The 24,483-nt window shown below is 67.8% G+C and carries 24 protein-coding genes; 17 read left to right on the plus strand and 7 right to left on the minus strand.

What is annotated here, in order from left to right; genetic code table 11:
- The first annotated feature begins 8 nt into the window (after positions 1 to 8).
- From galT to LKD76_RS23230, 11 genes are all read left to right on the plus strand, one after another.
- The gene (gene galT / locus LKD76_RS23180) at positions 9 to 1,070 is read left to right on the plus strand and encodes a galactose-1-phosphate uridylyltransferase (RefSeq protein WP_227985371.1); all 1,062 of its coding nucleotides are present in this window, start codon (positions 9 to 11) and stop codon (positions 1,068 to 1,070) included.
- Positions 1,067 to 2,176 (plus strand): galactokinase, encoded by a 1,110-nt coding sequence (galK, locus tag LKD76_RS23185; protein WP_227983510.1) that lies wholly within the window; start codon positions 1,067 to 1,069, stop codon positions 2,174 to 2,176. The genes galT and galK overlap by 4 nt, the downstream gene beginning before the upstream one ends.
- Before the next feature lie 32 nt (positions 2,177 to 2,208).
- Entirely contained in the window at positions 2,209 to 2,958 is a 750-nt protein-coding gene (locus LKD76_RS23190) for an SDR family oxidoreductase (protein WP_227983511.1), read from the plus strand.
- 361 nt (positions 2,959 to 3,319) lie between these two features.
- Complete coding sequence (locus LKD76_RS23195) at positions 3,320 to 4,369, plus strand: 3-oxoacyl-ACP synthase III family protein (protein WP_227983512.1); 1,050 nt, start codon at positions 3,320 to 3,322, stop codon at positions 4,367 to 4,369.
- Positions 4,370 to 4,379: 10 nt separating this feature from the next.
- Positions 4,380 to 5,288 (plus strand): beta-ketoacyl-[acyl-carrier-protein] synthase family protein, encoded by a 909-nt coding sequence (locus LKD76_RS23200; RefSeq protein ID WP_227983513.1) that lies wholly within the window; start codon positions 4,380 to 4,382, stop codon positions 5,286 to 5,288.
- Positions 5,285 to 6,955, plus strand: coding sequence for a fatty acid CoA ligase family protein (locus tag LKD76_RS23205; RefSeq protein WP_227983514.1), 1,671 nt, complete (start codon positions 5,285 to 5,287; stop codon positions 6,953 to 6,955). Before LKD76_RS23200 ends, LKD76_RS23205 begins: the two co-directional genes overlap by 4 nt.
- Positions 6,952 to 7,254: a hypothetical protein gene (locus tag LKD76_RS23210; protein WP_227983515.1), complete on the plus strand. Its 303-nt coding sequence runs from the start codon at positions 6,952 to 6,954 to the stop codon at positions 7,252 to 7,254. Before LKD76_RS23205 ends, LKD76_RS23210 begins: the two co-directional genes overlap by 4 nt.
- Positions 7,251 to 8,291: an NAD-dependent epimerase/dehydratase family protein gene (locus LKD76_RS23215; protein WP_227983516.1), complete on the plus strand. Its 1,041-nt coding sequence runs from the start codon at positions 7,251 to 7,253 to the stop codon at positions 8,289 to 8,291. Before LKD76_RS23210 ends, LKD76_RS23215 begins: the two co-directional genes overlap by 4 nt.
- Positions 8,292 to 8,313: 22 nt before the next feature.
- Entirely contained in the window at positions 8,314 to 9,507 is a 1,194-nt protein-coding gene (locus LKD76_RS23220) for a peptide synthetase (protein WP_227983518.1), read from the plus strand.
- On the plus strand, positions 9,504 to 11,651 hold the full coding sequence (locus LKD76_RS23225; RefSeq protein ID WP_227983519.1) for an MMPL family transporter: 2,148 nt from the start codon (positions 9,504 to 9,506) through the stop codon (positions 11,649 to 11,651). Before LKD76_RS23220 ends, LKD76_RS23225 begins: the two co-directional genes overlap by 4 nt.
- Complete coding sequence (locus tag LKD76_RS23230) at positions 11,648 to 12,049, plus strand: PaaI family thioesterase (RefSeq protein ID WP_227983520.1); 402 nt, start codon at positions 11,648 to 11,650, stop codon at positions 12,047 to 12,049. Before LKD76_RS23225 ends, LKD76_RS23230 begins: the two co-directional genes overlap by 4 nt.
- 12 nt (positions 12,050 to 12,061) lie before the next feature.
- Here the strand turns inward: LKD76_RS23230 and LKD76_RS23235 are convergent, their stop codons facing one another.
- Positions 12,062 to 12,991 carry a quinone oxidoreductase family protein gene (locus tag LKD76_RS23235; RefSeq protein ID WP_227983521.1) on the minus strand — a complete coding sequence of 310 codons (930 nt, stop codon included), beginning with the start codon at positions 12,989 to 12,991 and terminating at the stop codon, positions 12,062 to 12,064.
- Between the two features lie 205 nt (positions 12,992 to 13,196).
- On the opposite strand from LKD76_RS23235, the gene LKD76_RS23240 reads away from it, so the two are divergent.
- Positions 13,197 to 13,829, plus strand: a complete 633-nt coding sequence (locus LKD76_RS23240; protein ID WP_227983522.1) for a TetR/AcrR family transcriptional regulator — start codon at positions 13,197 to 13,199, stop codon at positions 13,827 to 13,829.
- Here LKD76_RS23240 and LKD76_RS23245 read toward each other — a convergent pair.
- Complete coding sequence (locus tag LKD76_RS23245) at positions 13,821 to 14,684, minus strand: LLM class F420-dependent oxidoreductase (RefSeq protein ID WP_227983524.1); 864 nt, start codon at positions 14,682 to 14,684, stop codon at positions 13,821 to 13,823. The two genes, LKD76_RS23240 and LKD76_RS23245, sit on opposite strands and share 9 nt — an antisense overlap.
- Before the next feature lie 379 nt (positions 14,685 to 15,063).
- Between LKD76_RS23245 and LKD76_RS23250 the strand changes: the two genes are divergently transcribed.
- Both LKD76_RS23250 and LKD76_RS23255 read left to right on the plus strand, forming a co-directional pair.
- Complete coding sequence (locus LKD76_RS23250) at positions 15,064 to 15,654, plus strand: HdeD family acid-resistance protein (RefSeq protein WP_227983525.1); 591 nt, start codon at positions 15,064 to 15,066, stop codon at positions 15,652 to 15,654.
- A gap of 205 nt (positions 15,655 to 15,859) precedes the next feature.
- Positions 15,860 to 16,123, plus strand: a complete 264-nt coding sequence (locus LKD76_RS23255) for a GlsB/YeaQ/YmgE family stress response membrane protein (RefSeq protein WP_227983526.1) — start codon at positions 15,860 to 15,862, stop codon at positions 16,121 to 16,123.
- 42 nt (positions 16,124 to 16,165) lie between these two features.
- On the opposite strand, the gene LKD76_RS23260 is transcribed toward LKD76_RS23255, so the two are convergent.
- From LKD76_RS23260 to LKD76_RS23280, 5 genes are all read right to left on the minus strand, one after another.
- Positions 16,166 to 17,209: an MCE family protein gene (locus LKD76_RS23260; protein WP_227983527.1), complete on the minus strand. Its 1,044-nt coding sequence runs from the start codon at positions 17,207 to 17,209 to the stop codon at positions 16,166 to 16,168.
- Positions 17,210 to 17,414: 205 nt separating this feature from the next.
- Positions 17,415 to 18,614: an FUSC family protein gene (locus tag LKD76_RS23265; protein ID WP_227983528.1), complete on the minus strand. Its 1,200-nt coding sequence runs from the start codon at positions 18,612 to 18,614 to the stop codon at positions 17,415 to 17,417.
- A gap of 256 nt (positions 18,615 to 18,870) precedes the next feature.
- Complete coding sequence (locus LKD76_RS23270; protein ID WP_227983530.1) at positions 18,871 to 19,260, minus strand: hypothetical protein; 390 nt, start codon at positions 19,258 to 19,260, stop codon at positions 18,871 to 18,873.
- Positions 19,261 to 19,388: 128 nt separating this feature from the next.
- Positions 19,389 to 20,435 (minus strand): PDR/VanB family oxidoreductase, encoded by a 1,047-nt coding sequence (locus LKD76_RS23275; protein ID WP_227983531.1) that lies wholly within the window; start codon positions 20,433 to 20,435, stop codon positions 19,389 to 19,391.
- Positions 20,432 to 21,307 carry a metal-dependent hydrolase gene (locus LKD76_RS23280; protein WP_227983532.1) on the minus strand — a complete coding sequence of 292 codons (876 nt, stop codon included), beginning with the start codon at positions 21,305 to 21,307 and terminating at the stop codon, positions 20,432 to 20,434. Before LKD76_RS23280 ends, LKD76_RS23275 begins: the two co-directional genes overlap by 4 nt.
- 118 nt (positions 21,308 to 21,425) lie before the next feature.
- Here LKD76_RS23280 and LKD76_RS23285 point away from each other — a divergent pair, with 118 nt between their 5' ends.
- The 3 genes from LKD76_RS23285 (at position 21,426) to LKD76_RS23295 (ending at position 24,461) form a co-directional block, all read left to right on the plus strand.
- The gene (locus LKD76_RS23285; RefSeq protein WP_227983533.1) at positions 21,426 to 22,088 is read left to right on the plus strand and encodes a TetR/AcrR family transcriptional regulator; all 663 of its coding nucleotides are present in this window, start codon (positions 21,426 to 21,428) and stop codon (positions 22,086 to 22,088) included.
- Between the two features lie 187 nt (positions 22,089 to 22,275).
- Positions 22,276 to 23,631: a lanosterol 14-alpha demethylase gene (cyp51, locus tag LKD76_RS23290; protein ID WP_227983534.1), complete on the plus strand. Its 1,356-nt coding sequence runs from the start codon at positions 22,276 to 22,278 to the stop codon at positions 23,629 to 23,631.
- Complete coding sequence (locus LKD76_RS23295) at positions 23,628 to 24,461, plus strand: SDR family oxidoreductase (protein WP_227983535.1); 834 nt, start codon at positions 23,628 to 23,630, stop codon at positions 24,459 to 24,461. Before cyp51 ends, LKD76_RS23295 begins: the two co-directional genes overlap by 4 nt.
- Positions 24,462 to 24,483 lie beyond the last annotated feature (22 nt).

Genomic DNA, 24,483 nt, shown 5'->3' on the forward strand with positions numbered 1-24,483 from the left:
GCCGGTCGCTGGCCGACGGACGCGAGATCATCTATTTCGACAGCGATCCCGTCGCTCGTACCGCCACCGACACCCGCGATCTGCCACCGACCGACACCCATTCCCAGGTCCGGTTCGATCCACTGCTCGGCGAATGGGTCGTGATCGCCTCCCATCGGCAGACCCGGACCTTCCTCCCGCCGGCGGATCTGTGCCCGCTGTGCCCGTCCCGGCCAGGGCATCCCTCCGAGATACCCGAATCCGATTACGGAGTGGTCGTCTTCGAGAACCGCTTCCCCTCGCTGTCGGCCGGACGCGCCGATCTGCCCGATCATGTCGAGGGATCGCCGGAGACACTGCTGCGCAACGGTTTCGGACGCTGCGAGGTGGTCTGTTTCACCAGCGACCACGACAGCTCGTTCGCCCGCCTGGATCCGGACCGAGCCCGGCTGGTGGTGGACGTGTGGGCACAGCGCAGCGCCGAACTCGGCGCGATCGACGGGGTGGCACAGGTGTACTGCTTCGAGAATCACGGGGAGGAGATCGGTGTCACCCTGTCCCATCCGCACGGGCAGATCTATGCCTATCCCTTCCCCACGCCGCGCGCGGTGACAATGGCGGCGAATGTGGCGCGGCATCGACGAGCGCACGGGAGCAATCTGTTCGGTGATCTGCTCGGCGCCGAACGCGCGGCCGGGCTGCGGGTGGTCGCCGGCAACGAGGAATGGACCGCCTTCGTGCCGCCGTTCGCGCGATGGCCCTACGAGATTCAGCTGTACCCTCATCGCCGGGTCGCCGATATCCCGGATCTCGACGATGCCCAGCGCGACGGGTTCGCACATCTGTATCTGGATGTGCTGCAACGCTTCGCCCGCCTGTTCGAGACGCCGATGCCCTACGTCGCGGCCTGGAATCAAGCGCCGAGATCGGTTGCACCCCGCGAGGACTGGTGGCTGCACCTGCAACTGTTCTCGATCCGGCGCACCGCGCACAAGCTCAAGTATCTGGCCGGGTCGGAATCGGGTATGAACGTCTTCATCAGTGACACCACGCCCGAGACGGTCGCCGCGGAACTGCGGGAGGTGCGGTGACACCACAGCCCGGCCGCGGGGTCTGGGTCGCGCCCGGGCGCGTCAACATCATCGGCGAGCACACCGATTACAACGACGGCTACGCCCTGCCGATCGCGCTGCCCCAGGTCGTGACCTGCACCGCGGAGGCGACCACCGACGCGACCGTGCGGGTGAGCTCCGTCCAGCACCCCGGGCGGCCGGTCGTCGAACCGATCGACGGATTGGCCGATGCCGCGGTCACCGGCTGGGCGCGCTACCCGCTGGGCGTGGTGTACGAATTCGAGCGCCGCGGCTACGACCTGCCCGGCGTGGTCCTGGGCCTCGACGGCGCGGTGCCGGTCGGAGCGGGACTGTCGTCATCGGCGGCCGTGGAATGTGCTGTCGCCCTGGCGATCCGGGATCTGTTCGCCCTCGACGTGGAGCTCGCGGAGCTGATCGCTATCGGGCAGGCAGCGGAGAATTCCTACGTCGGCGCCGCCACCGGGACGCTGGATCAGTCCGCCGCGCTGCTGTGCACCGCGGGCCACGCCCTGTTCCTGGACTTCGCCACCGGCGAATCCGCACAGGTGCCCTTCGATCTCGCCTCCGCCGGACTGCAGCTGCTGGTCGCCGACACCGATACCCCGCATCGGCTGGCCGACGGCGACTACGGCCGGCGACGCCGCGAATGTGAGACCGCGGCCCGCGAGCTCGGTGTCCATTCGCTCCGCGCGATCACCGATCCCGGCGAGATCCGGCGACTGGCGGATCCGGTGCTGCGCCGCCGGGCTCGCCATGTGGTCACCGAGAACGCACGCGTGCTGACGGTGGTGGAACTGTTGCGGGACGGGCGTGATCCGCGCGCGATCGGGCCGCTGTTGACCAGTGGCCATCACTCGCTGCGCGACGATTTCGAGGTTTCCACCGCGCAATTGGACGCGGCGGCCGAGACCGCGGTCGAGGCCGGCGCACACGGTGCGCGGATGGTCGGCGGCGGATTCGGCGGGAGCGTCATCGCGCTCACCGATCTCGAGCGCACCGACTCCGTGGCCGCCGCCATCCGGCGGCGGTTCCGGCACGACGGTTTCACACCGCCGCGGTTCTTCGTCGCCGTACCCGCCGCGGGGGCTCGCCGGATTTCCTGAACCCCCGTCCGCGCCCACACTAGGGTTGGGCCATGACCAGGCGCAGAATTCTCATCACCGGGGCGAGTGCGGGTCTGGGGGCCGAGATGGCCCGGCAGTTCGCCGCCCGCGGACGCGATCTGGCGCTGTGCGCCCGCCGCACGGACAATCTGCACGCCCTGCGCGATGAGCTGGCCGGGGCCCATCCCGATATCCGGATCTCGGTACGGGCGCTCGATGTCGACGACCATGCCGCGGTCGAACGCGTCTTCGGCGAATTCCGCACGGAGTTCGACGGACTGGACCGGGTGATCGTCAATGCGGGCCTGGGCAAGGGAGCCCCCGTGGGGTCCGGCCGGGCGCGCGCGAATATCGCCACGGCAACAACGAATTTCGTGAGTGCCCTCGCCCAGGCCGAGGCGGCGCTGGAGATCTTCCGCGGCCAGAACGCCGGCCATCTGGTCCTGATCTCGTCAATGAGCGCGGTGCGCGGCCTGCCCGGCAAGAAGGCCGCGTACTCCGCCAGTAAAGCCGGATTGTCCACGTTGGGTGAGGGTTTGGCCATCGAGCTGCGCCGCAGTCCGATCGCGGTGACCACGGTGCAACCCGGATTCATCGCGACCGAGATGTCGGCTCGCGCCGACGACGCTCGCCTGGTCGTTCCGCTCGAGCGAGGCGTTGCCGCGATGGTCGCCGCGATCGAGGCCGAACCGGTTCGCGCGTGTGTGCCGCAATGGCCTTGGCGCGCACTGAACCTCGTCCTGCCCCGGCTGCCGCGATCGGTCATGGCACGGTTGGGCTGAGCGCCGCGCGACATCGCTTCCCGCTACCGCGCGCGGTTGTCGAGTCCACGCGCGAACGGTGAAGTCACTCACAATCGGGACCGCTGTCCGCTGTGAAGGTTCACCACTAATCACTCACTCTGCGGGTTAGCCGAACTCCGAAACAGGCGAAGCCTCGTCAGCTGTGCGGTGGTAGTTGCCTGACACCATCGATTGCTGATCAATTACTGATTTCTGATACCGGGGGTCACAAACACTCTTCGCCGGCGATCGAACGCCGGATGCGCCGAGATGCGGCCGCGCCGCGCGCTAGTTACTCTCGGGTAGCATCAACGCTCGTACGAATTCCGTAAGCTTTTGTCATGCCATTCCAGGAGGCGGCATGCCGCATTCTCGTTTCGAATCCATCGGCGCATATCTACCCGAAAAGCGGGTGACAACGGAGGAATTGATCGCCCGGCTCGCAGTGCCGCCCGCCTTCGATCTCGAAAAGATCACAGGAGTACGCGAACGCCGCGTCCACGACACCCGGCCGGAGTCCTACGAAGACTCCTTCACCCTGGCATGCAAGGCGCTGGACGACTGTCTGAGCAGTTCACAGTATGCGGGCTCGGAGATAGAGGTGGTCATCTCCACCTCCATCACCCGCAGCAAGAACGCCACAAGAATGTATATGGAGCCGTCATTCGCCTCTGCCCTGGCACAGCGAATAGGGGCAGAGAACGCGATTACTTTCGACCTTTCCAACGCGTGTGCCGGAATGTTGAGCGGAACCTACATTCTCGATCGCATGATTCGCTCCGGAATGGTGCGTAACGGCATCGTCGTCAGCGGTGAGGCCATTACTCCTATCGCCGATACCGCGGTCCGGGAAATATCCGACAAATACGATCTACAATTCGCTTCGCTGACCGTCGGGGACTCCGCGGCGGCCGTGGTCCTCGACCGGTCCGTCGACGAGGCCGACCGGATCGACTACATCGAACTGGTGACCGCCTCGGAGTTCTCGCACCTGTGCCTGGGCATGCCCAGTGACAAGTCCCCGGGCGTGGCGCTCTACACCGACAACCGCAAGATGCACAACGAGGACCGGTTCGTGCTGTGGACCGACTCGCAGCGGATGTTCTACGACAAGCGCGGCACCACCTTCGCCGAGGAGAACTTCGACTTCATCATCCACCACCAGTTCGGCGCGGCCGCGATTCCGTTCATGAACGCCATCGCCGAGCGGGAGTTCGGTGCGCCGATGCCACCGGACCTCAACGTCATCAGCGAATACGGAAATACCTCCAGCACTTCACATTTCATCGTGTTGCACGACCAGTTGAGCCGTAACGAGATCCCGGCCGGCTCGAAGCTGCTGATGGTGCCCGCCGCTTCCGGCGTCGTCGGCGGCTTCCTGTCCACCACGATTTCGTCACTGAAGGTCTGAGGTACTGGTCATGGGCGTTCGCATCACATCCACCGGAATCAGCCGTGCCGAGGGCACTTTCAGCATCGTCGAACACAGCGGCCGGGCAGCGCGGCGCAGTCTCGAACGCGCCGGGGTGGCTCCCGATCAGGTCGGGGTGCTCATCAATGCCGGCATCTTCCGCGACTCCAACACCGTGGAACCCGCCATCTCCGCGCTGATCCAGAAGGAGGCGGGCATCGGATTGGACTATCGCTTCGGTGATCCGCGCTCGTTCTCCTTCGACCTGATGAACGGCGCCACCGGCGTCCTCAACGCGGTGCAGGTCGCCCAGTCGATTCTGGAGACCGCGGGCGCGGGACATGTGCTGATCGTCTCCGGCGACACGCATCCCTCGCTCACCCGATCGGTGGCCGACGACGAGTTCCCGTACGCGACCGCGGGCGCGGCGCTGCTGCTCGAACACACCACCGAGGCAGTGGGTTTCGGCCGGGTGCACACCGTCTCGGGAGCCGGCGGGCCGGGCGTCGAGTCATATGTGGACGTCACCACCATGGGTACGGCGGGACGCGGACTGATGACCGTGGAACGCGAGCCCGGATTCGAAGACCGGCTGCTCGAGCTCGCGGCCGAGGCCGGGCGGCGAGCGCTGGACGACCCGGACGGGATCGATCCCGCCGCCACCGTCCTCATCGCCTCCACTCCGAGCCCGAAGTTCCCGCAGCTGCTGGCCGATACGCTCGGCATCGGGGCGGTGCGGATCCCCGACCTCACCGACGGCGATCCGCACACCGCCGCCCTGCCTCTGGCCTATCACCGTGCGGTGGAGCAGGGTTCACTGTCGGGATTCACGACAGTGCTGTTCGTGGCCGCCGGTGCCGGACCGTCCGCGGCGGCCGCGGTGTACCGGCTGCCCGTCGCTACCGGTGTGGCGGCGTGAACGGAACCTACTGGCGCGCGATCGATCGGTTCCGCGCCGTCGTCGCGGCGCAACCCGACCGCGCGGCGGTCTACTCCGCGGAGCCCGGCGGTGCGGGGATGCCGCAGTATCGCCGGCTCAGCTACGCCGACCTCGACCGGTGGTCGGACACCATCGCCGAACGCCTCATCGCCGCCGGGGTGGGCAGCGGCACCCGCACCATCGTGCTGGTCCTGCCCAGCCCCGAGCTGTACGCGATCATGCTGGGGCTGTTGAAGATCGGCGCGGTGCCGGTCGTCATCGACCCCGGGATGGGGCTGCGCCGGATGCTGCGCTGTCTGCGGGCGGCCGAGGCCCAGGCGTTCATCGGAATACCGCGGGCGCACGCCGCGCGGGTGGTGTTTCGCCGCTACTTCCGCGGCGTGCGCGTCGCGGTGACGGTCGGGCCACGGTGGTTCTGGGGCGGGGCACGACTGCGGGCGTGGGGACGCCGGCCCACCGGTGCCCTGCCGGCCAGGACCCCGGCCCCCGATGACGATCTCCTGCTGATCGCGTTCACCACCGGCAGCACGGGGCCGGCCAAGGCCGTGGAAATGACCCACGGCAATCTCTCGGCCATGGTCGAGCAGGTCCACGCCGCGCGCGACGGGGTGCCGCCGGAAAGCTCGCTGATCACTCTGCCGCTGGTCGGGATCCTCGACCTGCTGCTCGGCTCGCAGTGTGTGCTGCCGCCGCTGATCCCCAGCAAAGTGGGATCCACCGATCCGGCGCAGGTGGCCGCCGCGATCGACCGGTTCGGCGTACGTACCCTCTTCGCCTCCCCGGCGGTGCTGATTCCGCTGCTGCGTCACCTCGAACGCAGCGGCGCCGCGCTGCCGACACTGCGCAGCGTGTATTCCGGCGGAGCGCCGGTCCCGGACTGGTGTATCGCGGGTCTGCGGGCGGTCCTCGACGAGGATGTCCGCATCTACGCCGGGTACGGCTCCACCGAGGCACTGCCGATGTCGATGATCGAATCGCGGGAGCTGCTGGCGGGCCCGGCAGACCGCGCGCGTACGGGTGCGGGCACCTGCATCGGCCGGACCGCCGACCGGGTGCGGGCCCGGATCGTCGCGATCACCGACGATCCGCTGCCCACCTGGGCACACGCGCAGGACCGGGCATCGGAACTCGACAGCACCCGCGGCATCGGGGAACTCGTGGTCGCGGGACCGAATGTGAGCACTCGCTACTACTGGCCGCCGGACGCCAACGTGACGGGCAAGATCATCGACGGCGAGACGGTCTGGCACCGCACCGGCGATCTGGCCTGGATCGACGACGAGCGGCGAATCTGGTTCTGCGGACGTAAATCTCAGCGCGTGCGCACCGCCGACGGACCGCTGTTCACCGTCCAGATCGAGCAGATCTTCAACGCGGTGGAGGGCGTGGCTCGCACGGCACTGGTCGGAGTGGGCGCCGCGGGCGCCCAGCGGCCCGTGCTGTGTGTGCAAACGCTGCCCGGCGCCGATCGCACCGGGATCGAGGCCGCACTGCGGGCCCGCGGCGCCGAATTCGAACTCACCGCGAAGATCTCGGAGTTCTTGTTCCATCCGGAGTTCCCGGTGGATATCCGGCACAACGCGAAGATCGGGCGCGAGCAGCTCGCGGTCTGGGCGAGCGGGCAATCGATGAGGGGACCGCGATGACGACGCGAGTAGTCGCGCTGCGGCTCGTTCCGATCGCCGGTTGGCTGTTTCTGCTGGCCGGTCCGGTGATCGCCACCTCCGGACGCCGGTGGCTGCGCACGCTGTGGTGGATCGACGCGGTACTCAGCGTCGGGGTGCACGCCGCGCAGATTCCCGCCGCACTGCGCGCCGCCGAGCACAGCGGACGGTCGCGGCTGCACACCGCTGTCATGACCCAGATCTTCGGCCTCACCTGGTGGCGTACCCGCCCTGCGCGAACCTCGTGCGGCACCGATACTTTCGATCGGAGAACGCGGTGAGAGCATTGGTCACCGGGGCATCCGGATTCCTGGGTGGCGCGTTGGCGCGCCGTCTGGCCGCCGAGGGCGGACACGAGGTCACGGTGCTCGCGCGCCGCACCAGCAACCTGGGCGAACTGCGCGATCTCGACGGCGTGCACGTCGTCTACGGCGATCTCACCGACGAGGCTTCACTGCGGCGCGCCTGCACCGGTGTCGACGTGGTGTTCCACAGCGCCGCCCGGGTCGACGAGCGCGGCACCCGCGAACAGTTCCACAACGAGAATGTGCGCGGCACCGAATATCTGCTCCGCGCCGCGCGGACGGCCGGTGCCACCCGCTTCGTCTTCATCTCCAGCCCCAGCGCGTTGATGGACCGTGACGGCGGCGACCAGATCGATATCGACGAATCGGTGCCGTATCCGAGCCGGTACCTGAATCCGTACGCCGAAACCAAGGCCGCCGCCGAACGTGCCGTATTGGCCGCCGACACTGCCGATTTCACCACCTGTGCCCTGCGCCCGCGCGCGATCTGGGGCGCCGGTGACCGATCCGGCCCGATCGTGCGTCTGCTCGGGCGCACGGCACAGGGACGGCTGCCCGATCTGTCCTTCGGTCGATCGGTTCAGGCATCGCTGTGCCATGTGGAAAATATCGTGCACGCCTGTCTGGGGGCCGCCGCCTCCGACCGGGTGGGTGGCCGGGCCTATTTCGTCGCCGACGCCGAGAAGACCGATGTGTGGGCATTTCTGGCGGAGGTCGCCGCCCGGCTCGGTTACCCGCCACCCAGCCGCCGGCCCGATCCCCGGGTGCTCGCCGCCGCGGTGGCGGTGATCGAAACCCTGTGGCGCATACCGGCGGTCGCCCGGCGCTGGTCACCTCCGCTGTCGCGCTACGTCGTGGCGTTGATGACCCGAACCGCCACCTACGACACCGGCGCGGCCGCACGCGATTTCGGATACGCGCCGATCGTCGACCGCGACCGCGGGCTCGAGCAGTTCCTGTCCTGGCTCGGATCCCAAGGCGGTATCGAGCACCTCACCCGCGAGTTGCGGTAACGCACAGTAGGAGCCGATGATCATGAGCACCGTCTTCCGGCGGCGAATCTCGCCCACCGAGCGCATGTACTTTCCCATGCGCGATATGGCGCCGCCGTTCCTGATGCAATTGGCCATTTCCGGAACGGGCGGCCTCGACGCGGAGCGAGTGCGGCGTGCTGTCGCCACCGCCGCGGCGGTCTGCCCCGGCGCCCGGCTGCGCCGTGAAGGTCGCTACTGGGTCGATACCGGAGTCCCGCCCGCGGTACGTGAAATAAGCGGTCACACACTGGATCTCGAACATCTGGAAGCGGACTCCGTGCTGGGTTCCGCGATCGGCCCGACACCGGGGACCACCTGCGAGGTACTTCTGCTGACCGGAGATCCGGTCACGATGATCTTCCGGGTGTTCCACGGGGTCATGGACGGTATGGGCATGGTGCTGTGGGCACGCACCGTGCTGGCCGCCTTGCGCGGCGAACGGCCCGAACCGCTCGGCGATCCGATCGCCGACCGGGAATTGGTGCGCCGTATCGGCACCTCCGGTCGTCCCGCCGCGATGGTCCCCCGGTACCGCGCGGCGGTCGGCCACGGGCGCCAGGATCCGGGGGCGGCGCGACATCTGTTGCGGCGCCGCACCATCGCCGCCGCCGGACCCGGCGCCGTCGCGCGGGTGTCGGCGCTGCTGGCCGACCACGCGGGCGCCACCGCCCGCATCATGGTGCCGGTCGACCTGCGCCGCCACGATCCGCGGCTGCGATCGACGGCGAATCTGGCGCTGCCGCTGTTCCTCGATATTCGCCCGGGCGAGCAGTGGCCTCAGGTCCGGGATCGGATGCGTGCCGGCCTGCGTGACCGCACCGAACTCGATCAGATGGCGTCGAGTGCGATCGGCAACGCGCCGCATGCGGTCGGTCGCGCCATCCTGCGCGCCACCAATGCCCTCGGAGCCCGCTTCGGCCGCAACCTGGCCTCGGCGACGGTATCGCATATGGGCCGTTTCGATCTCGACGAGCTCGCCGTCCCCGGCTGGACTCCCACCACGGTGTTCGTACTGCCGCAACACAGCGTGGCGATGCCGCTGCTGTTCGCGATGGTGGAATGCGGTGGGCGCACCGAACTGTCGGTATCGGCCCGCAACGGCCGTGGCATCGAACAGCGGCTCGAAGCCCTGCTCGATCGCATCGCCGAGACCCTGGAAGCCGAACTGCCACAAACCGATTCGGCCCCGGCATGAGCCGCTGGGCACGATTGGTGACCACCCGCCCGACACTGATCCTCGGCGCCGCGATCGGTATCGCGGTGCTGTTCGGACTGTTCGGCGCCGATGTGCAGCAGCGGGTGAGCGCGGCCGGATTCGCCGATCCCGGTAGTGAATCCGCCCTGGTCGATCAGGTGGTCACCGCGCATCTGGGCCGACAGAATCCCGACGTGATCGCGATCTACACCGCACCCGCCGGACAGGATCTCGGCGCGCTCACCCCGCGGGTGCGCGACGCCGTCGGCCGCATCGATCCTGCCCTGCTGGCCCAGCCGGTGCAGACCTATTGGAACAACAGCCCGCCGCGGCAGGCCGTGCTGCGGTCGGCGGACGGACGACAGGGGCTGGCCGTCGTGTTCGCGTCCGGCGACGACGATCAGCGCATCGCGGCTTATCACGACATCGCGGCGGCGCTGCGGATTCCCGGCGTCGCGGTCCGATTCACCGGCTACAGCGCCCTGGCCGACGAGATCGACACCCAGTCCCGGCACGATCTCGTACTCGCCGAATCCCTGTCGCTGCCGATCACCCTCGCGATCCTGGTCCTGGTCTTCGGCGGCGTGGTCGCGGCGGGACTGCCGCTGCTGGTCGGCATTCTCGCGGTCGTGGGGTCGCTCGGTGCGGTCGGCCTGATCGCACACCTCACCGAGGTGAGTGTGTTCGCCGTGAACGTGGCCTCGCTGCTGGGGCTCGGACTGGCCATCGACTACGGACTGTTCGTGGTGACCCGATTCCGCGAGGAGCTCGCCGCGGGGGCTCCCCCGCCCGCCGCGGTCGCCCGCACGCTGGCCACCGCCGGTCGCACCGTCGGATTCTCGGCCCTGCTGCTGGCCTGCGCCTTCGCCGGGACGTTCGTCTTCCCGCAAGCCGTGTTGCGCTCGCTGGGCTTCGGTGCCATCGCGGCGGTCCTGCTGGCGGCCGGGCTGTCGCTGACCGTACTGCCCGCGTCCTTGGCGCTGCTCGGACCGCGAATCGGCGCCTGGAGCTGGCGGCGCGACGCCTTCGACCGCGGCCGGCGCCGGGCCGAGCGCTGGTGGGGCCGGGTGGTCGACGTGGTCGTACGCCGCCCGGGGATCGTCGCGGTCACGGTCGGCGGGTTACTGCTGGCGCTGGCGACCCCGGTACTCGGCGTACGGCTGGGCGATGTGGACCACACGGCGCTGCCCGCGGGTAATTCGGTGCGCGCGGGGGTGGACGAACTCGCCGCGCGGTTCCCCGCCGCGGGCAGCGGCGCCACGGTACTGCTGCGCGGTGAGGGCGCACCGCCCGATTCCGCCCCGACCGCGGCCGCGATCCGGGGGATCGGCGCGGTCCCCGGTGTCCACGACGTCCAGCGATTGGCCACGGTCGACGACGCGGTGGTCGTGCACGTCGCGCTCGACGATCCCGACCGCTCCCCCGCGGCGATCGAAACCGTCTCTCGTATCCGGGATCTCGCCGTTCCGGCCGATATCGATATGCGGGTGGGCGGAGATACGGCGGCCACCGTCGACAGCGTCGCGGCCATCACCTCCCGGATGCCGGCGATGATCGCGGTCATGGTGCTCGCGACGCTGGTCCTGCTGGGTGCGGCGTTCCGATCGGCGGTGCTGCCGCTGAAGGCGGTGCTGCTCGCATCGCTCAGCCTGGCCGCGACCTTCGGCATCCTGACCTGGATCTTCTGCCGAGGCCACCTCGCGGAGGCGCTGCGGGTGAGTGTCGGCCCGCTGTCGGCGGGCATGATGGTGCTGATCATCGCCGTCGTCTTCGGGTTGTCGACCGACTACGAGGTGTTTCTGCTGTCCCGCATGGTGGAGGCCCGAAACTCCGGGGCCGGCACCGTCGCGGCCGTTCGCACCGGCACCGTCCGGACCGCTCGCGTGATCACCGCCGCCGCAACGCTTCTGGTGATCATTACCGGCGCCTTCACACTGTCGCCGCTCACTCCGATGCGCTTTCTCGGCCTGGGCATGATCCTGGCACTGATCATCGACGCCACGCTGGTCCGGATGCTGCTGGTCCCGGCGCTGGTGACGCTCATGGGACCGGCGAACTGGTGGCCCATGCGGCCCGGCCGCCGCGATGGTTACCCGGTAGGTAATGGACTGCGCACATCGGCACGGGCAAGCTCGACCTCATGATCGATACCGAGGGAACCCAGCTGTTCCACAGCACGATGCCGTTCACCGAGAAACTCGGGGTCGAGGTGCTCGAGCACGGGCCGAAACTCGTGCGCAGCCGCCTCGCCTGGGACGAGAGCCTGTGCACGCTGGGCGGCGCCCTGCACGGCGGGGTGCTGATGTCGCTGGCCGACGCCACCGGCGCGGTCTGCGCCTACCTGAATCTGCCGGAAGGCAAACAGGGCACCACGACCGTGGAATCGAAGACGAACTTCCTGCGGGCCGTGCGGTCCGGCCATGCGGTGGCGACCTCGACTCCGTTGCACGCCGGCCGCAGCTTCATCGTCGTGGAGACCGAAATCCACGACGACGCCGGGAAGCTCGTCGGCAAGGTCACCCAGACGCAGGCGGTGCTGTGAGCGCGGTCGCGCTCACCGGGCGCCCTCCGCGCTGAGCGCCACCCGGCCGAGGTTGCGGCGGGTGGCGATCGAGTCCACGACCGCGTCCATCTCCACCCAGCCGCGTACCTCCACCTGTGGCCGGATCATGTTCTCGCGCAGCAGTTTCCACAGCGTCGCCCGGTCGCCATCGATGACCTGCGGCCGGGTTCGGGCCGGTAGCCCCATCGAGAATCCGGTGACGGTTTTCAATCCACCCAGCAGCGTGGAGGTATCGACCGCGCCGCCGCCGGCACTGAAGACGACCACGGTGCCGTGGGGGGCGAGAATGTCCACACCGCGCTGGACGAGTTCACCGCCGACGCCGTCCAGGACGATATCGATGCCGTCCGGCCACGGCTGCTCGTAGGTCAGCGCCGCGTCGGCCCCGCACCTGCCGACGAACTCGAACTTGGCGGCCGAGGAGACCGCGGCGACCACCCGGAACGCGCCCGCCACCCGGGCGAGTTGCAGTGCCAGGTGGCCACATCCGCTGGCGGCCCCGGTGATCAGCACCGACTTCCCGGTCACCGCTCCGGCCGCGCGCACGGCCCCCATGGCGACGAGGCCGCCACGCACCAGCGCCAGCGCCGCGTCCGCCGCCACATCATCCGGAATCGCGGCGACCAACGCCGGTGTGGCGCACACATATTCGGCGTACAGCGATTCGAACACCACGCCACCGACCCGGGTGCCGACCCACCCCTCGTCGACACCGGCACCGACCGCGACGACCGATCCGACCATCTCACCGCCGGGATTCGCCGCGGCATCGGCACGCAGCATACGCACCAACCCGACACCGACACCGGTCAATTCGGTGCGGACCAGCAGTTGTCCCGGCCCCGGCTCCGGTCGCGGCACCTCGGTGATCCGGGCCCCGGGGAGATGATCGGCTCGGGCCGAGAACTGAATTGCTTGCATTGGCAGTGCCTTTCGAACCGAGCGGCACACGGCCGCGAACTGTCGGAGCGGAATCGGTGTGGCCGGCGAGCACCGGCCACACCGGATGATCAGCAGCTGTTACGGGGCAACATGGCAACCTCCTCATTTTTACGACGGACGTAAGATTATGTCCATCCGATGAAATACGTCAAGGCGATTTTTACAACGGTGGTAACATTTGCCCGTGACCACCGCCACCGCGCCGGGGCTCCGGGAAACGAAGAAACAGCAGACCCGCCAGGAGATCTCCGATACCGCCACCCGCCTGTTCATCGAGCGCGGATTCGAACCGACCACGATCGCGGAGATCGCCGAGGCAGCCCGGGTCGCGAAGAAGACCGTCACCAACTACTTCCCGCGCAAGGAGGATCTGGCGCTCGATCATCACGAGCGCTTCGTCGCCGTCCTCGCCGAGACCGTCGAGTCCCGCGACGACGGCGAATCGGCCCTCGCCGCCCTGCGGCGCCGATTCCGCGCCGCCGCACAGGCGCATTCCGCGGACGTCGGCTTCTCGGGCCCCGATTTCAGCCGGATGCTCGCCGAGAGCCCGACGCTCACCGCCCGGTTGCGCGAACTACACGATCTGCGCGAACAGGCGCTGGCAACAGTTCTGCCGGGCGACGACCTGTTGCGCCGGGCGGCGGCCGCGCAGTTCGCCGCCGCCTACCGGCTGCTGTTCGAGCGCATCCAGGAACGACAGCTGTCCGGCGCCACACGCCGGCGCATCGCCACCGCCGTCACCGCCGAGGCCGAGCGAATCTTCGATCTGCTGGAACCCGCTCTCGGCGACTACGGTGTGCGCGGCGAATCAGAATGAACGCAACCGCGGCACCAGCGCCGCCGCGCGTTCGGTATATGCCACCGGATCCCCGTCCGGCATGATATCGAGCTGTGTGATGCCCAGGGCCGCATAGCGTTCCGCGTCCGCGACGAAAGCGTCGGGATCGTCGGTGACCGGGCCGAGATAGGTGGCGGTCTTGCGGATGGCGTCGTAGTCGCGGCCCTCCGCCTCGCAGTGCGCCCGCAGCACCTCGAGCTTGTGCGTCACATCCTCGGTCGTCGAGGCGAACAGATTGCAGGCATCGGCATAGCGGGCGACGAACAGCAGCGTCTTCTTCTCGCCGCCACCACCGATCAGAATCGGCGGGCGCGGGCGGGTCAACGGCGCGGGGACGCACAGCGTTTCGGCCAGCTGGTAGTACGTGCCCGCATAGGGCCCGTTGTCGTCACTCCACATCTGCAGGCAGATCTGCAGCGTCTCCTCGAGCCGCTCGAACCGCTCCCCCATCGGCACCAGCGGCACGCCCAGCCCCCGCTGCTCCCGCTCGTACCAGGAGGCGCCGATACCGAGCTGTGCGCGACCGCCCGACAGGACGTCGAGCGTGGTGACGATCTTGGCCAGCAGGCCCGGATACCGGTACATCACCCCGGTCACCAGGACCGACAACCGCATCCGCTCGGTCAGCGCGGCCACGTAACCGAGGGTGGTGTACGCCTCCAGCATCGGCTCCTCGGCCGTCCCGCGAAGCTCCATCTGGAAGTAGTGGTCCATCACGGTGAACTCCGCGAAGCCCGCCTCCTCGGCGATGCGGGCGCTCTCCGCGATGGATCCGGCCGTACGCGCCGGATCGGCGGGAGTGGAGAAGTTCCAGTAGTGCAGGCTCAGATCCATGACGCCTCGATTCTGCGCAGCGGCGGACAGGGCGGTCTCCGCGCTCAGCCTATCCCGCCCCGATACCGGGCTCGGCCGAAAGCGGCCCGATGCGCCGGCGCCCGCGGGGGCGGCGAGTCGGGCACGCACCGGCTCGCCCGCGGCGAGCGGACCGGATCAGCGGGCGGTCGGTGGGCGAATTCGGCGAGCGGGCGGGCGGCCGGAGCGGAAATCCCCTGTTTCGGGCGGTCGGGACGCGGATTTCCGGCACCGCGGCGCCCGAAACGAACGATTGTCAGCACGCCTCGAGGCCGCGGTCGGCGCCGCGCCCGGCACACCGTGACTGGTTCGATACTGGTTAATCGTCCGCTACTTGACCCGCTGGACTTATCCTGCCCACATGACAACCAGCAAAGAGGGAGTTTACGTAGGGCCATTGCACCAACTGGCCCGCGGCGCATGGCAATCATTGCTGGTCATCGGCCTGCTGTCGGTGATCGTCGGCATCATTGTGCTCGTCTGGCCCGGTCCGACGCTCGCAGTAGCCGGCATTCTCTTCGGCATCTACCTGCTGATTTCCGGAATCCTGCAGCTGATCGCCGCATTCGGACCGCACGTCGGAACCGGCTATCGGGTGCTGAGCCTGATCAGCGGCATCCTGTCGTTCATCCTGGCCTTCTTCGCCTTCCGCAGCATCGGCAACTCCCTGGTCCTGCTGGGACTGTGGATCGGCATCAGCTGGCTGTTCCGCGGCATCGCGGCCATGGTCGCCGGGGCCGAAGCGCCGCACGGGGTCCCGGGCCGCGGCTGGTCGATCTTCTTCGGGATCCTGCTGCTGATCGGCGGTATCGCCCTGGTGGTCTGGCCCATCCACTCGATCACGGTGCTGGCGCTGGTGGTGGGCTGGTGGCTGATCTTCATGGGGGCCATGGAGATCGTCTACGCCTTCGAGGTCCGCCACGTCGCCAAGAAGACCCCCGCCGACATATAGCGCCCCGGCCGCTCCTCCGCCCCGGGCCCGAATCGCCCGGGGCGGAGTCGTATCCGCACACAGACCTCCGGTAATACCCGCAAGAACGCTATTCACACGACATAGCGCCGGTCCGGTGAACATCGGCACATGCGCCTGCGAATCAGGGCCGTCCCTTGTTACCGTCGGATCCCCCAGTACCGGTTGCCCGCAAGGAGATTTCACCATGGGTATCATCACGATGATCATCATCGGCCTGATCGCCGGCGCCATCGCTCGCCTGCTGGTCCCCGGCAAGGAGAACTTCGGCTGGATCCTGACGATCGTCCTGGGAATCGTCGGCGGCTACGTCGGTGGCACCCTGGGCAGTCTGGTCTTCGCACCGCACAAGTTCAGCGTGCATCCGCCGGTGCAACACACCTTCCTCGGCGCGATCGTCGGCGCGGTGATCATCCTGTTCATCTACAAGGCGATTCGCAGCCGGGCCTGAGCCCGCGGGCCCGCCCCGGCCCCGCCCGCGCCTGCGGCGGGGTCAGGGGCGGCACACCGCCGAATGCGCATGACCGCCGATCTGCGACCAGATCCCGCGCGGAAACAGGATGCCGTAGAGCGAGATGTCCAGCGAGCACACGTAGGCGTTGGCGTAGGCGCCGTCCTGGGAGAACTTCCCCACATCGGACAGGATCCCCGGCAGATCGATCGCGGCCTGGTCCAGTTTCGCCCCGTTGTCCAACAGCAGGGTCAGCGCGTCGCGGGTGGAGTTCTGCACCGGAGCCAGCTTCGGCTGCACCTGGCCGACCATCGCGACCAAACTGTCGGTGGCATGGGCGATCTGGGTCGTCGACGCCAGCAGCGACTGGCCCTGCTCGTAGAGTCCGCCGATCAGCGCGCGCGTCTGTGTGATGAGGGTTTCCAGTTCATTGCTGCGCTTGGCCAGCCCCGACATGACGCCCGACAGATTGGTGATGATGTCACCCAGAATCGCGTCGCGACGCTGGAAGTCCGACGCCAGCCCGGCGGCCTGGACGATGAAGGTGGACAACGACACCCCATCCCCCTGGAGGGCCTGGATCAAGGTCGTGGACAGATCGTTGACCTGCTCGGGCAGCAGATTCTCGAACAGCGGCTGAAAGCCGTTGAGGAATGCCGAGATGTCGAAGGAGGGTTCGGTGCGCTCGAGCGGTATCCGGGCACCGGCGGAGAGCACCTGTGAATCGGGCGCGGTTCCGGGCGCCAGTGCGAGATACCGCTGGCCGATCAGGTTCTGGTAGCGCACCATCGCCTTGGTGTCGGAGTACAGGTGCTGATCGCGCTGCACATCGAAACTCACCTTGGCCGAGGGCTTGTTGGTCTTGGGGTCGTACTCGAGTCCGATCGCGGTGATCTTGCCGACCCGCACCCCCGCGATGCGCACATCGTCGTTGGGCCGCAGCCCGAGCACATCGCTGAAGACCGCCGAATAGCCGTTGACCGGACCACTCACCGTGCGCGCCAGCGTATTCCAGATCACGACCGTGACCAGGATCGAGACGATGGCGAACGCGCCGAAGCCGATCGCCTGCTTACGGATGCTCATGGGCACCCGAAACCACGAACGAGCAAACCACGCCTCCTCGAAATTCCATCCGAAACCCGAACACCGGCAATGATTGCGTTGACCGCAGGCACTGTAATCGGCCGTCGCGGGTTGTGATCAGTGCCACGCCGGTCGGAGACGACAACAACCCGGCGCTTGGGGCGCCGGGCTGTCGTTTCGGACGATTCGAGAGGTGTGGGGCGGATCAGTCCACGATCGACCCGTTGGCTGCGCGCTGCTTGGCGGCACGAGCGCGCTTGCGCTCGGCCCGGATATCGGCGAGCTCCTGTTCGAGCGAGTCCGCGATGCGGAACTGGCCGGTGTCGTAGGCACTCAGCGGATCCGAGTCGACATCGGCCGCATCGGACTTCGACGACTTGCCGGGCTTGCCGTCGGCAACCGAATCCGCCGCGGCGGTATCGGAGCGAACACTCGACTTCTTCGGCGTCCAGATATCGGGTTCGACCACCGGGTCCACGGTTTCGACGGTGCGGGCCGTTTCCCGGTGATCCGATTCGGTGGACGTGGCGTCCGAAGCGCCGGGCAGCGCGGCCATGGGAGTGGGCCGGGTATCCGGTGCCGACTGCCGGATGAAGCTGACGAAGGTCGGCATGCTGCGGCGGATCTGCTCGGCCGGATCGGGCAGATCGCGCACCGTATCGGTGGCCTGGGTGATCGCCTGGCCGTACCGCTGACTGGCCGCGTCGTGCACCAGCAGGGCGACACCGATCATCACCGGCGCGACCGCGTGGACGCCGACGTTGTACCAGTCACCGCTGCGCAGGTAGGGGTAGGTGTTGAGGCCGACCGTCAGCGCCAGCAGGGCCAATTCGGCGACCGCGACCTGCCGGCGACTGTGCAGGATGCCCCATTCGGAGACCTTGTTGGTGCCGATCATGATGATGACCAGACACACGCTGATCATGGCTTCGAGCAGGTAGCTGAACCAGTACAGCGGATCGCTCGCGCCGCCGGGCGCGATATTGTGCTGCACGTTGACCGCCGACCACAGCATGCCCGCGATGACCACGCCCGCGAGGGCGCGCATCGACCAGGCCCGGTGGCGATACAGCGATGCCAGCTTGGCATGCGGGCTGGATTCCCGTCGCTGCGCCGCAATTGCCTTGCGGGCCATCAACAGATCTCGCATATCGGCCTTCGCGATCGCTTCGGAGGTCTGCCTGGCGCGGTCGGACGTCGACGCCGCCGCCTGTACATTCTTCCAGCGCTGTTCGCGTTCCTGCTCACGGATCTTCTCCGCGAGCTCGCGCTCGGCGTGGAGCTCGCCCTCCGAGAGGGCCTCGGTCAACGCCGGATCGAATTGGTACGCAAGCCGCCCGCGGGCCTTCTCGACCCGTCGCGCGAGCTGCCTGACCTCATCTTCCCCGGGGTGTTCGACGGTCAACTAGACCACCGCCCGATCAGATACGGTGGCCGGCAAGTGTTCACGAAGTGGGAACGGCACATGCCATTCATAGTCGATGAACGGCCATCCGCGAAACTATGGATTTGCAGCAATGCGAGAGTTATTCGGCGTGTCGCCCGCGCCACGCCGTATCGGCGTGTCGCAATGGGTCTGCGAGGCAGCGAATTTCGGCCGATTCCGGCCGATTCCGGCCGATCACGCCTCGCCGGAGACGGGACACATCCGGACTCTCGGATCAGGCCGCCGCGGCGACGGTGAGCATGCGGCGAATATCGTCGGGGTCGTCGACATCGACCACCACCCGGGTGAATTCGGTGCCCCGCAGCTCGATCCGTACTCCACGCCCGTCGAAACGGGTATCCCAGAACTCCTTACGGCCCTTGCCGCGGAAGATCCCGGCCGCGATGACGCCGGGGAAGAACGTGCCCGGTGCGCGCATCCACGGCGGCCGCAGATCCACCTCCGCGGGCGCGACGGCGACGATGTCCGACAGATCGAAGCGCACTCGCTCACACAGCGAGAGCAGCCGGTGGGTGCCCCGTACATGAACGGTGACCGTCGTACCCGTGATCTCGATATCGACCATCGCACACCTCATCTCGCCGAGTTCGTCCTCGGGATCCATGGTGCCTATCGGGCCTGACGGCAATCTGTGTCGTTCCTATGATTTTCCTCAGATTCGAATCCGATCCGAGGACACCCGCTACCCGGTGCGATCGGCACCGGGGCGGCGCCACCTCCGCCGACTGCCGGCTACAGCTCCAGTTCGACGGTGTCGCCCGCCGCGCGCGACACACAGGGGAGCATCGTCGTCTCGCGTTCGGCGGGGCTCAGCCGCCGATCCCGATGGTCGACGGCCCCGGCGCGCACGGTCACCGCGCAGGTACCGCAGAAGCCCTGACGACACGAATAGGCCACATCGGGCAGCACCCGGCCGATGGCGGTGAGCGCCGACTCGTCGGCCGCGACGTCGACACTGTGGCCGCTGCGACGCAACTCGATACGGAACGGACGTCCGTGCCGGACGGGTGGCGGCGAGAAGCGTTCGGTGTGCACCGAGACGGTCGGATCCTGGGCGGCCGGCGCGTCCAAGGCGGCGGCCATCAGCGGCGGTGGCCCGCAGACGTAGACGGCGGCCCCGCGCGGGACGCCGGTGAGGACCCGGTCGATATCGGCCACCCCGCACTCGTCGTCGGGCAGGATCTCGAGCCTGCCGCCCCGCCGGGCCGCCAGCTCGTCCAGAAACGGCATCGTATCGCGGCTGCGGCCCAGATAGACCAGTCGCCAGTCGGCCCTTCGGCGTTCGGCGTCGGCGACCATCGGCAGCAGCGGGGTGATTCCGATTCCCCCGGCGAGGAAGACATAGCGGGGAGCGTCGATATAGGGGAAGGCATTGCGCGGCCCGCGCACCCACAGCCGATCCCCCACCGCCGCGGTGCGATGGATCTCGTCGGAGCCGCCCCCGCCGTCGGGCAGGTGCCGCACGGCGATGCGATAGCTCTCCCGGTCGGCGGGATCACCGTTGAGCGAGTACTGCCGTTGCCGTCCCGACGGCAGGATCAGATCGATGTGGGCACCCGGAATCCAGCGCGGCAACGGCCGCCGGTAGGGCGCGATCAGGGTCAGCACGACCACGTCGCCGGCCTGGACCTCACGCCGAGCGACGATCAGTTCCCGTTCGAAACCGCTGTGGCGCACCGGATTCGGTCGTGACAGCAGTCCGGCGGTGGTGGAGCGCCGATACAGATCGAAGACCGCCCCGACAGCCCGCAGCGGCAGCGATGGCCGATACCCCGTCACCGCTCCCCTGCCCGCGCCGCCGGCGACTGAGCCAGGTAGCGCAGGGCGTTGTCCATGCTCCCGAGCTGGGAGGGGTGGAAGCCGGGCCGCAGGTAGCGCGGAATCTCGGTGAAGAATGTCGACATCCGCGGCACCACGCCGCGGGCCGAGGCGCTGAGCAGTTGCCACGGCCAGAACTTGCCCTTGGCGGGTTCGGGATCCTTCTCGAACAGATATCCGCCGGCGATCACGAACAACACCAGCAGCGATGAACTGGCGACCACGGCGGTGCGGGCCTTGCGCAGATATCCACCGTCCACGTGCATGTAGGCGTCGTAGACGACGCTGCGATGTTCGACCTCTTCGGCCCCGTGCCAGCGGATCAGGTCCAGCATCGCCGGATGCATGTCCTTGGCCTCGAGGACGTTGTTGGTGAGCAGCCACTCGCCGATCACCGCGGTGTAGTGCTCCATACCGGCGAACAATCCCAGCCGTTCGGCCAGCCACTCGCGTTTCGCGCGACCGCTCAGGCCGTGATCGCCGAGCACCCGGTCGACCAGCCAGCCGACCGTCTCGACCATCGGCGCCACGTCGAGCCCGAGAGTTTCCAGATGGCGGCGGGCCTGCGCGTGCGAGTTCGCGTGCTGATTCTCCTGCCCGATGAAGCCCTGCACCTCTTCGCGCAATCGCTCGTCGTCGATATAGGGCAGGGCCTCGGCCAGCGCGGCGGCCATCGCCCGCTCACCCTCCGGGAGCACCAGGTGCATGACGTTGATGATGTGGGTCGCCATCACCTCGCCGGGAATGTAATGCATGGGGACGGACTCGAAATCGAATCGCACATCGCGAGCCTTGATCGCGTGGGCTTGGTCCTCGTAGACCACTGTCTTCATGGTGCGTCCTTGCATCTGCTCGAAGCGGTGCCCCGACCCTATTGTTGACATCACGAGATGTCAACAACGCGTGATGTCGAAACCCGTGGTAAACGCGAGCCCCGGTAGCATCACGACCATGGTCGATTCGCCGCACACCCCGAAGACGGGCAGCCGACCGTGGCGCGGACGCGAGCCGGCCGATCGCATCGCCGCCCGTCGGGAGCGGCTCATGGAGGCCTGTTTCGAACTCATGGCGGGCTCCGGCGCGGCCGACACCTCGATGCGCGGAGTATGCCGACAGGCCGGGCTCACCGAACGTTATTTCTACGAGAGTTTCGCCAATCTCGACGATCTGATGACCACCGTCCTCGAGAAGACCGTGCAGCAGTGCCGAGATCGCCTGCTCGAGGCGCTGGCCGACGCGCCTTCGGACCGGGATCTGCTGTTCGGTCACGTCGTGCGGGCATTCACCGATTTCCTGCTCGAGGATCCCCGGCGCGGACGCATCCTGTTCGTGGAGTCGCTGGCGACTCCGGCGCTCACCCGGCGCGGTAACGAACTGGTGGAGTTGATCACCGGGCCGATCGCGGCCGTCATCGCCGCCGACGACACCGAGAACCCGACCCCGGACGAGACCGATGCGAGCCTCAACGCGATGGCGATCTTCGGCGCCCTCGCCTATTGCTACCGCCCCTACCTGATCGGCGAGATCGCGATCGACCGCGAGCGGTTCGACAACCACGCCGCCGCCATCATCCGGCAGCTGAGCACGGTGCGCTCGGCGCCGGTGCTGCGCTGAATCCGAACTCACTCCCGTCCACCGAAGCGGCGCCGCCCGCGCTCGGGACCGATGCCGCTCATCCGCGCGATCCACACTGTTCCCACCGCGCGCAACCGGTGCCGGACCTTGCCTCACCCACCCTTCCGTAGTAGCGTCCAGACACGTGTCCATCACGGGTGGATCAGGGATTGCGGAAGGATTTCTCATGACGTTGGTCAAGCCGCGGCAGGTGTCCGGGGGCGAACACGAGCACGGCCACCTCGAAGAGTTCCGCACCGATCCGATCGCGCTGATGCGGCGGGTACGCACGGAGTGCGGCGACGTCGGTTCGTTCCGGCTGGCCGACAAGGATGTCATCCTGCTCTCGGGATCCGAGGCGAACGAATTCTTCTTCCGGGCCGCGGACGAGGACCTCGACCAGGGCGCCGCCTACCCGTTCATGAAGCCGATCTTCGGTGACGGCGTGGTCTTCGACGCCAGCCCCGAGCGGCGCAAGGAAATGCTGCACAATCAGGCGCTGCGTGGTGAGCACATGCGCGGGCACGCGGAAACCATCGCGCGCGAGGTCTATCGAATCGTCGAGCGCTGGGACGACGAAGGCGAGATGGACCTGCTCGAGTTCTTCGCCGAGCTGACCATCTACACCTCATCGGCCTGCCTGATCGGCAAGAAGTTCCGCGAGGAACTCGACGATCGCTTCGCACACCTCTACCACGAGCTCGAGCAGGGCACCGACGCGCTGTGCTACGTCGACCCCTACGCACCGATCGAGAGCTTCCGCCGCCGCGACGAGGCGCGCGCACAGCTGGTCGAACTGGTGCAGGGCATCATGGACGGCCGCATCGCGAATCCGCCGCAGGGCAAAGAGGATCGCGACATGCTCGACGTCCTCGTCTCGATTCGCGACGAGCAGGGCGAGCTGCGGTTCTCGGCGAGCGAGATCACCGGCATCTTCATCTCGATGATGTTCGCCGGGCACCACACCACCTCCGGTACCGCGGCCTGGACGGTCATCGAACTGCTGCGCAATCCGGATCTGCTGGCCGGGGTCGTCGGTGAGCTCGACGAGCTCTACGCCGACGGCCAGGACGTGAGTTTCCACGCGCTGCGCCAGATTCCGCAGCTGGAGGCGACGCTGAAGGAGACGCTGCGGCTGCATCCGCCGCTGATCATCCTCATGCGGATCGCGCGCGATGAATTCGAGGTGTGCGGTAACAAGATCGAACCGGGCGATATGGTCGCGGCCACCCCGGCCATCTCCAACCGGATTCCCGAGGACTTCCCGGAGCCCGATCGTTTCGACCCGAGCCGCTACATCGATCCCAACCAGGCCGACCTGATCAATCGCTGGACCTGGATCCCGTTCGGCGCCGGGCGGCACCGCTGCGTGGGCGCGGCCTTCGCCCTCATGCAGCTCAAGGCCATCTTCTCGATTCTGCTGCGGGACTGGGAGTTCGAGATGACCCAGCCGTCGGAGAGCTACCGCAACGACCACTCCAAGATGGTGGTGCAGCTGCGGCAGCCGTGCACCGTCCGCTACCGGCGCCGGCAGCAGGCGTGAGCGCGCGCCTGCCGGGCACGGTCGTCGCCATCACCGGCGGCGCCCGCGGCATCGGCTATTCGATCGCGGAGCAGTTGCAGCGCGGCGGAGCCCGGGTCGCCCTCGGTGACATCGACGCCGCCGCGGTGCGAGAGGCCGGTTCCCGGCTCGGCGCCGCGGCCGCGCTCCCGCTCGATGTCACCGATCCGCGATCGTTCACCACCTTCCTGTCGGAGGTCGCCGAACAGGCCGGTCCGGTGGACGTACTGATCAACAACGCCGGCATCATGCCGGTCGGCCGGTTCACCGCCGAATCCGACACCATTACCCGCCGGATCCTCGAGGTCAATGTGCTCGGCGTGATGAACGGCACCAAGGCCGCATTGCCGCAGATGCTTTCACGTAAACACGGACATATCGTGAATATCGCCTCGCTCGCCGGTGAGAATCCGACGCCGGGTATGGCGACCTATTGCGCGAGTAAACAGGCGGTCATCGGATTCACCGAGGCGATGCGATTGGAATATCGCGGCAGCGGCGTGCATTTCTCGACGGTCCTGCCGACCTTCACCCGCACCGAGCTGATCGCCGGAACGAAGGCCCCGATGGGACTGCTCGCCGAACCCGAGGATGTGGCGCGGGCGGTGGCGCGATTGATCGAGCGGCCGCGGCGGCGGATCACGGTCACCCGGCTGGCCGGAGTGGCGATGGCATTCAACAAGCTCACACCGCGCGCATTCGGGGAATTCACCGCGCGCCGGATGGGCGTGCATCGCATTTTCACCGATGAGGTCGACCACGCCGCGCGCGCCGGCTACAACCGCCGGGTGGGCACCGCGGACAACGAGTGATCGCGGATCGGTTCGAATTCAT

This window comes from Nocardia spumae (assembly GCF_020733635.1).
GTDB classification, from domain to species: Bacteria; Actinomycetota; Actinomycetes; order Mycobacteriales; family Mycobacteriaceae; genus Nocardia; species Nocardia spumae.

Bases quoted from the DNA above. Each gene is read 5' to 3' on its own strand.
- LKD76_RS23190 (WP_227983511.1), top strand. From the start codon at position 2,209: ATGACCAGGCGCAGAATTCTCATCACCGGGGCGAGTGCGGGTCTGGGG.
- LKD76_RS23195 (WP_227983512.1), top strand. From the start codon at position 3,320: ATGCCGCATTCTCGTTTCGAATCCATCGGCGCATATCTACCCGAAAAG.
- LKD76_RS23200 (WP_227983513.1), top strand. From the start codon at position 4,380: ATGGGCGTTCGCATCACATCCACCGGAATCAGCCGTGCCGAGGGCACT.
- LKD76_RS23210 (WP_227983515.1), top strand. From the start codon at position 6,952: ATGACGACGCGAGTAGTCGCGCTGCGGCTCGTTCCGATCGCCGGTTGG.
- LKD76_RS23220 (WP_227983518.1), top strand. From the start codon at position 8,314: ATGAGCACCGTCTTCCGGCGGCGAATCTCGCCCACCGAGCGCATGTAC.
- LKD76_RS23225 (WP_227983519.1), top strand. From the start codon at position 9,504: ATGAGCCGCTGGGCACGATTGGTGACCACCCGCCCGACACTGATCCTC.
- LKD76_RS23230 (WP_227983520.1), top strand. From the start codon at position 11,648: ATGATCGATACCGAGGGAACCCAGCTGTTCCACAGCACGATGCCGTTC.
- LKD76_RS23235 (WP_227983521.1), bottom strand. From the start codon at position 12,991: ATGCAAGCAATTCAGTTCTCGGCCCGAGCCGATCATCTCCCCGGGGCC.
- LKD76_RS23245 (WP_227983524.1), bottom strand. From the start codon at position 14,684: ATGGATCTGAGCCTGCACTACTGGAACTTCTCCACTCCCGCCGATCCG.
- LKD76_RS23250 (WP_227983525.1), top strand. From the start codon at position 15,064: ATGACAACCAGCAAAGAGGGAGTTTACGTAGGGCCATTGCACCAACTG.
- LKD76_RS23255 (WP_227983526.1), top strand. From the start codon at position 15,860: ATGGGTATCATCACGATGATCATCATCGGCCTGATCGCCGGCGCCATC.
- LKD76_RS23260 (WP_227983527.1), bottom strand. From the start codon at position 17,209: ATGAGCATCCGTAAGCAGGCGATCGGCTTCGGCGCGTTCGCCATCGTC.
- LKD76_RS23270 (WP_227983530.1), bottom strand. From the start codon at position 19,260: ATGGATCCCGAGGACGAACTCGGCGAGATGAGGTGTGCGATGGTCGAT.
- LKD76_RS23280 (WP_227983532.1), bottom strand. From the start codon at position 21,307: ATGAAGACAGTGGTCTACGAGGACCAAGCCCACGCGATCAAGGCTCGC.
- LKD76_RS23285 (WP_227983533.1), top strand. From the start codon at position 21,426: ATGGTCGATTCGCCGCACACCCCGAAGACGGGCAGCCGACCGTGGCGC.
- cyp51 (WP_227983534.1), top strand. From the start codon at position 22,276: ATGACGTTGGTCAAGCCGCGGCAGGTGTCCGGGGGCGAACACGAGCAC.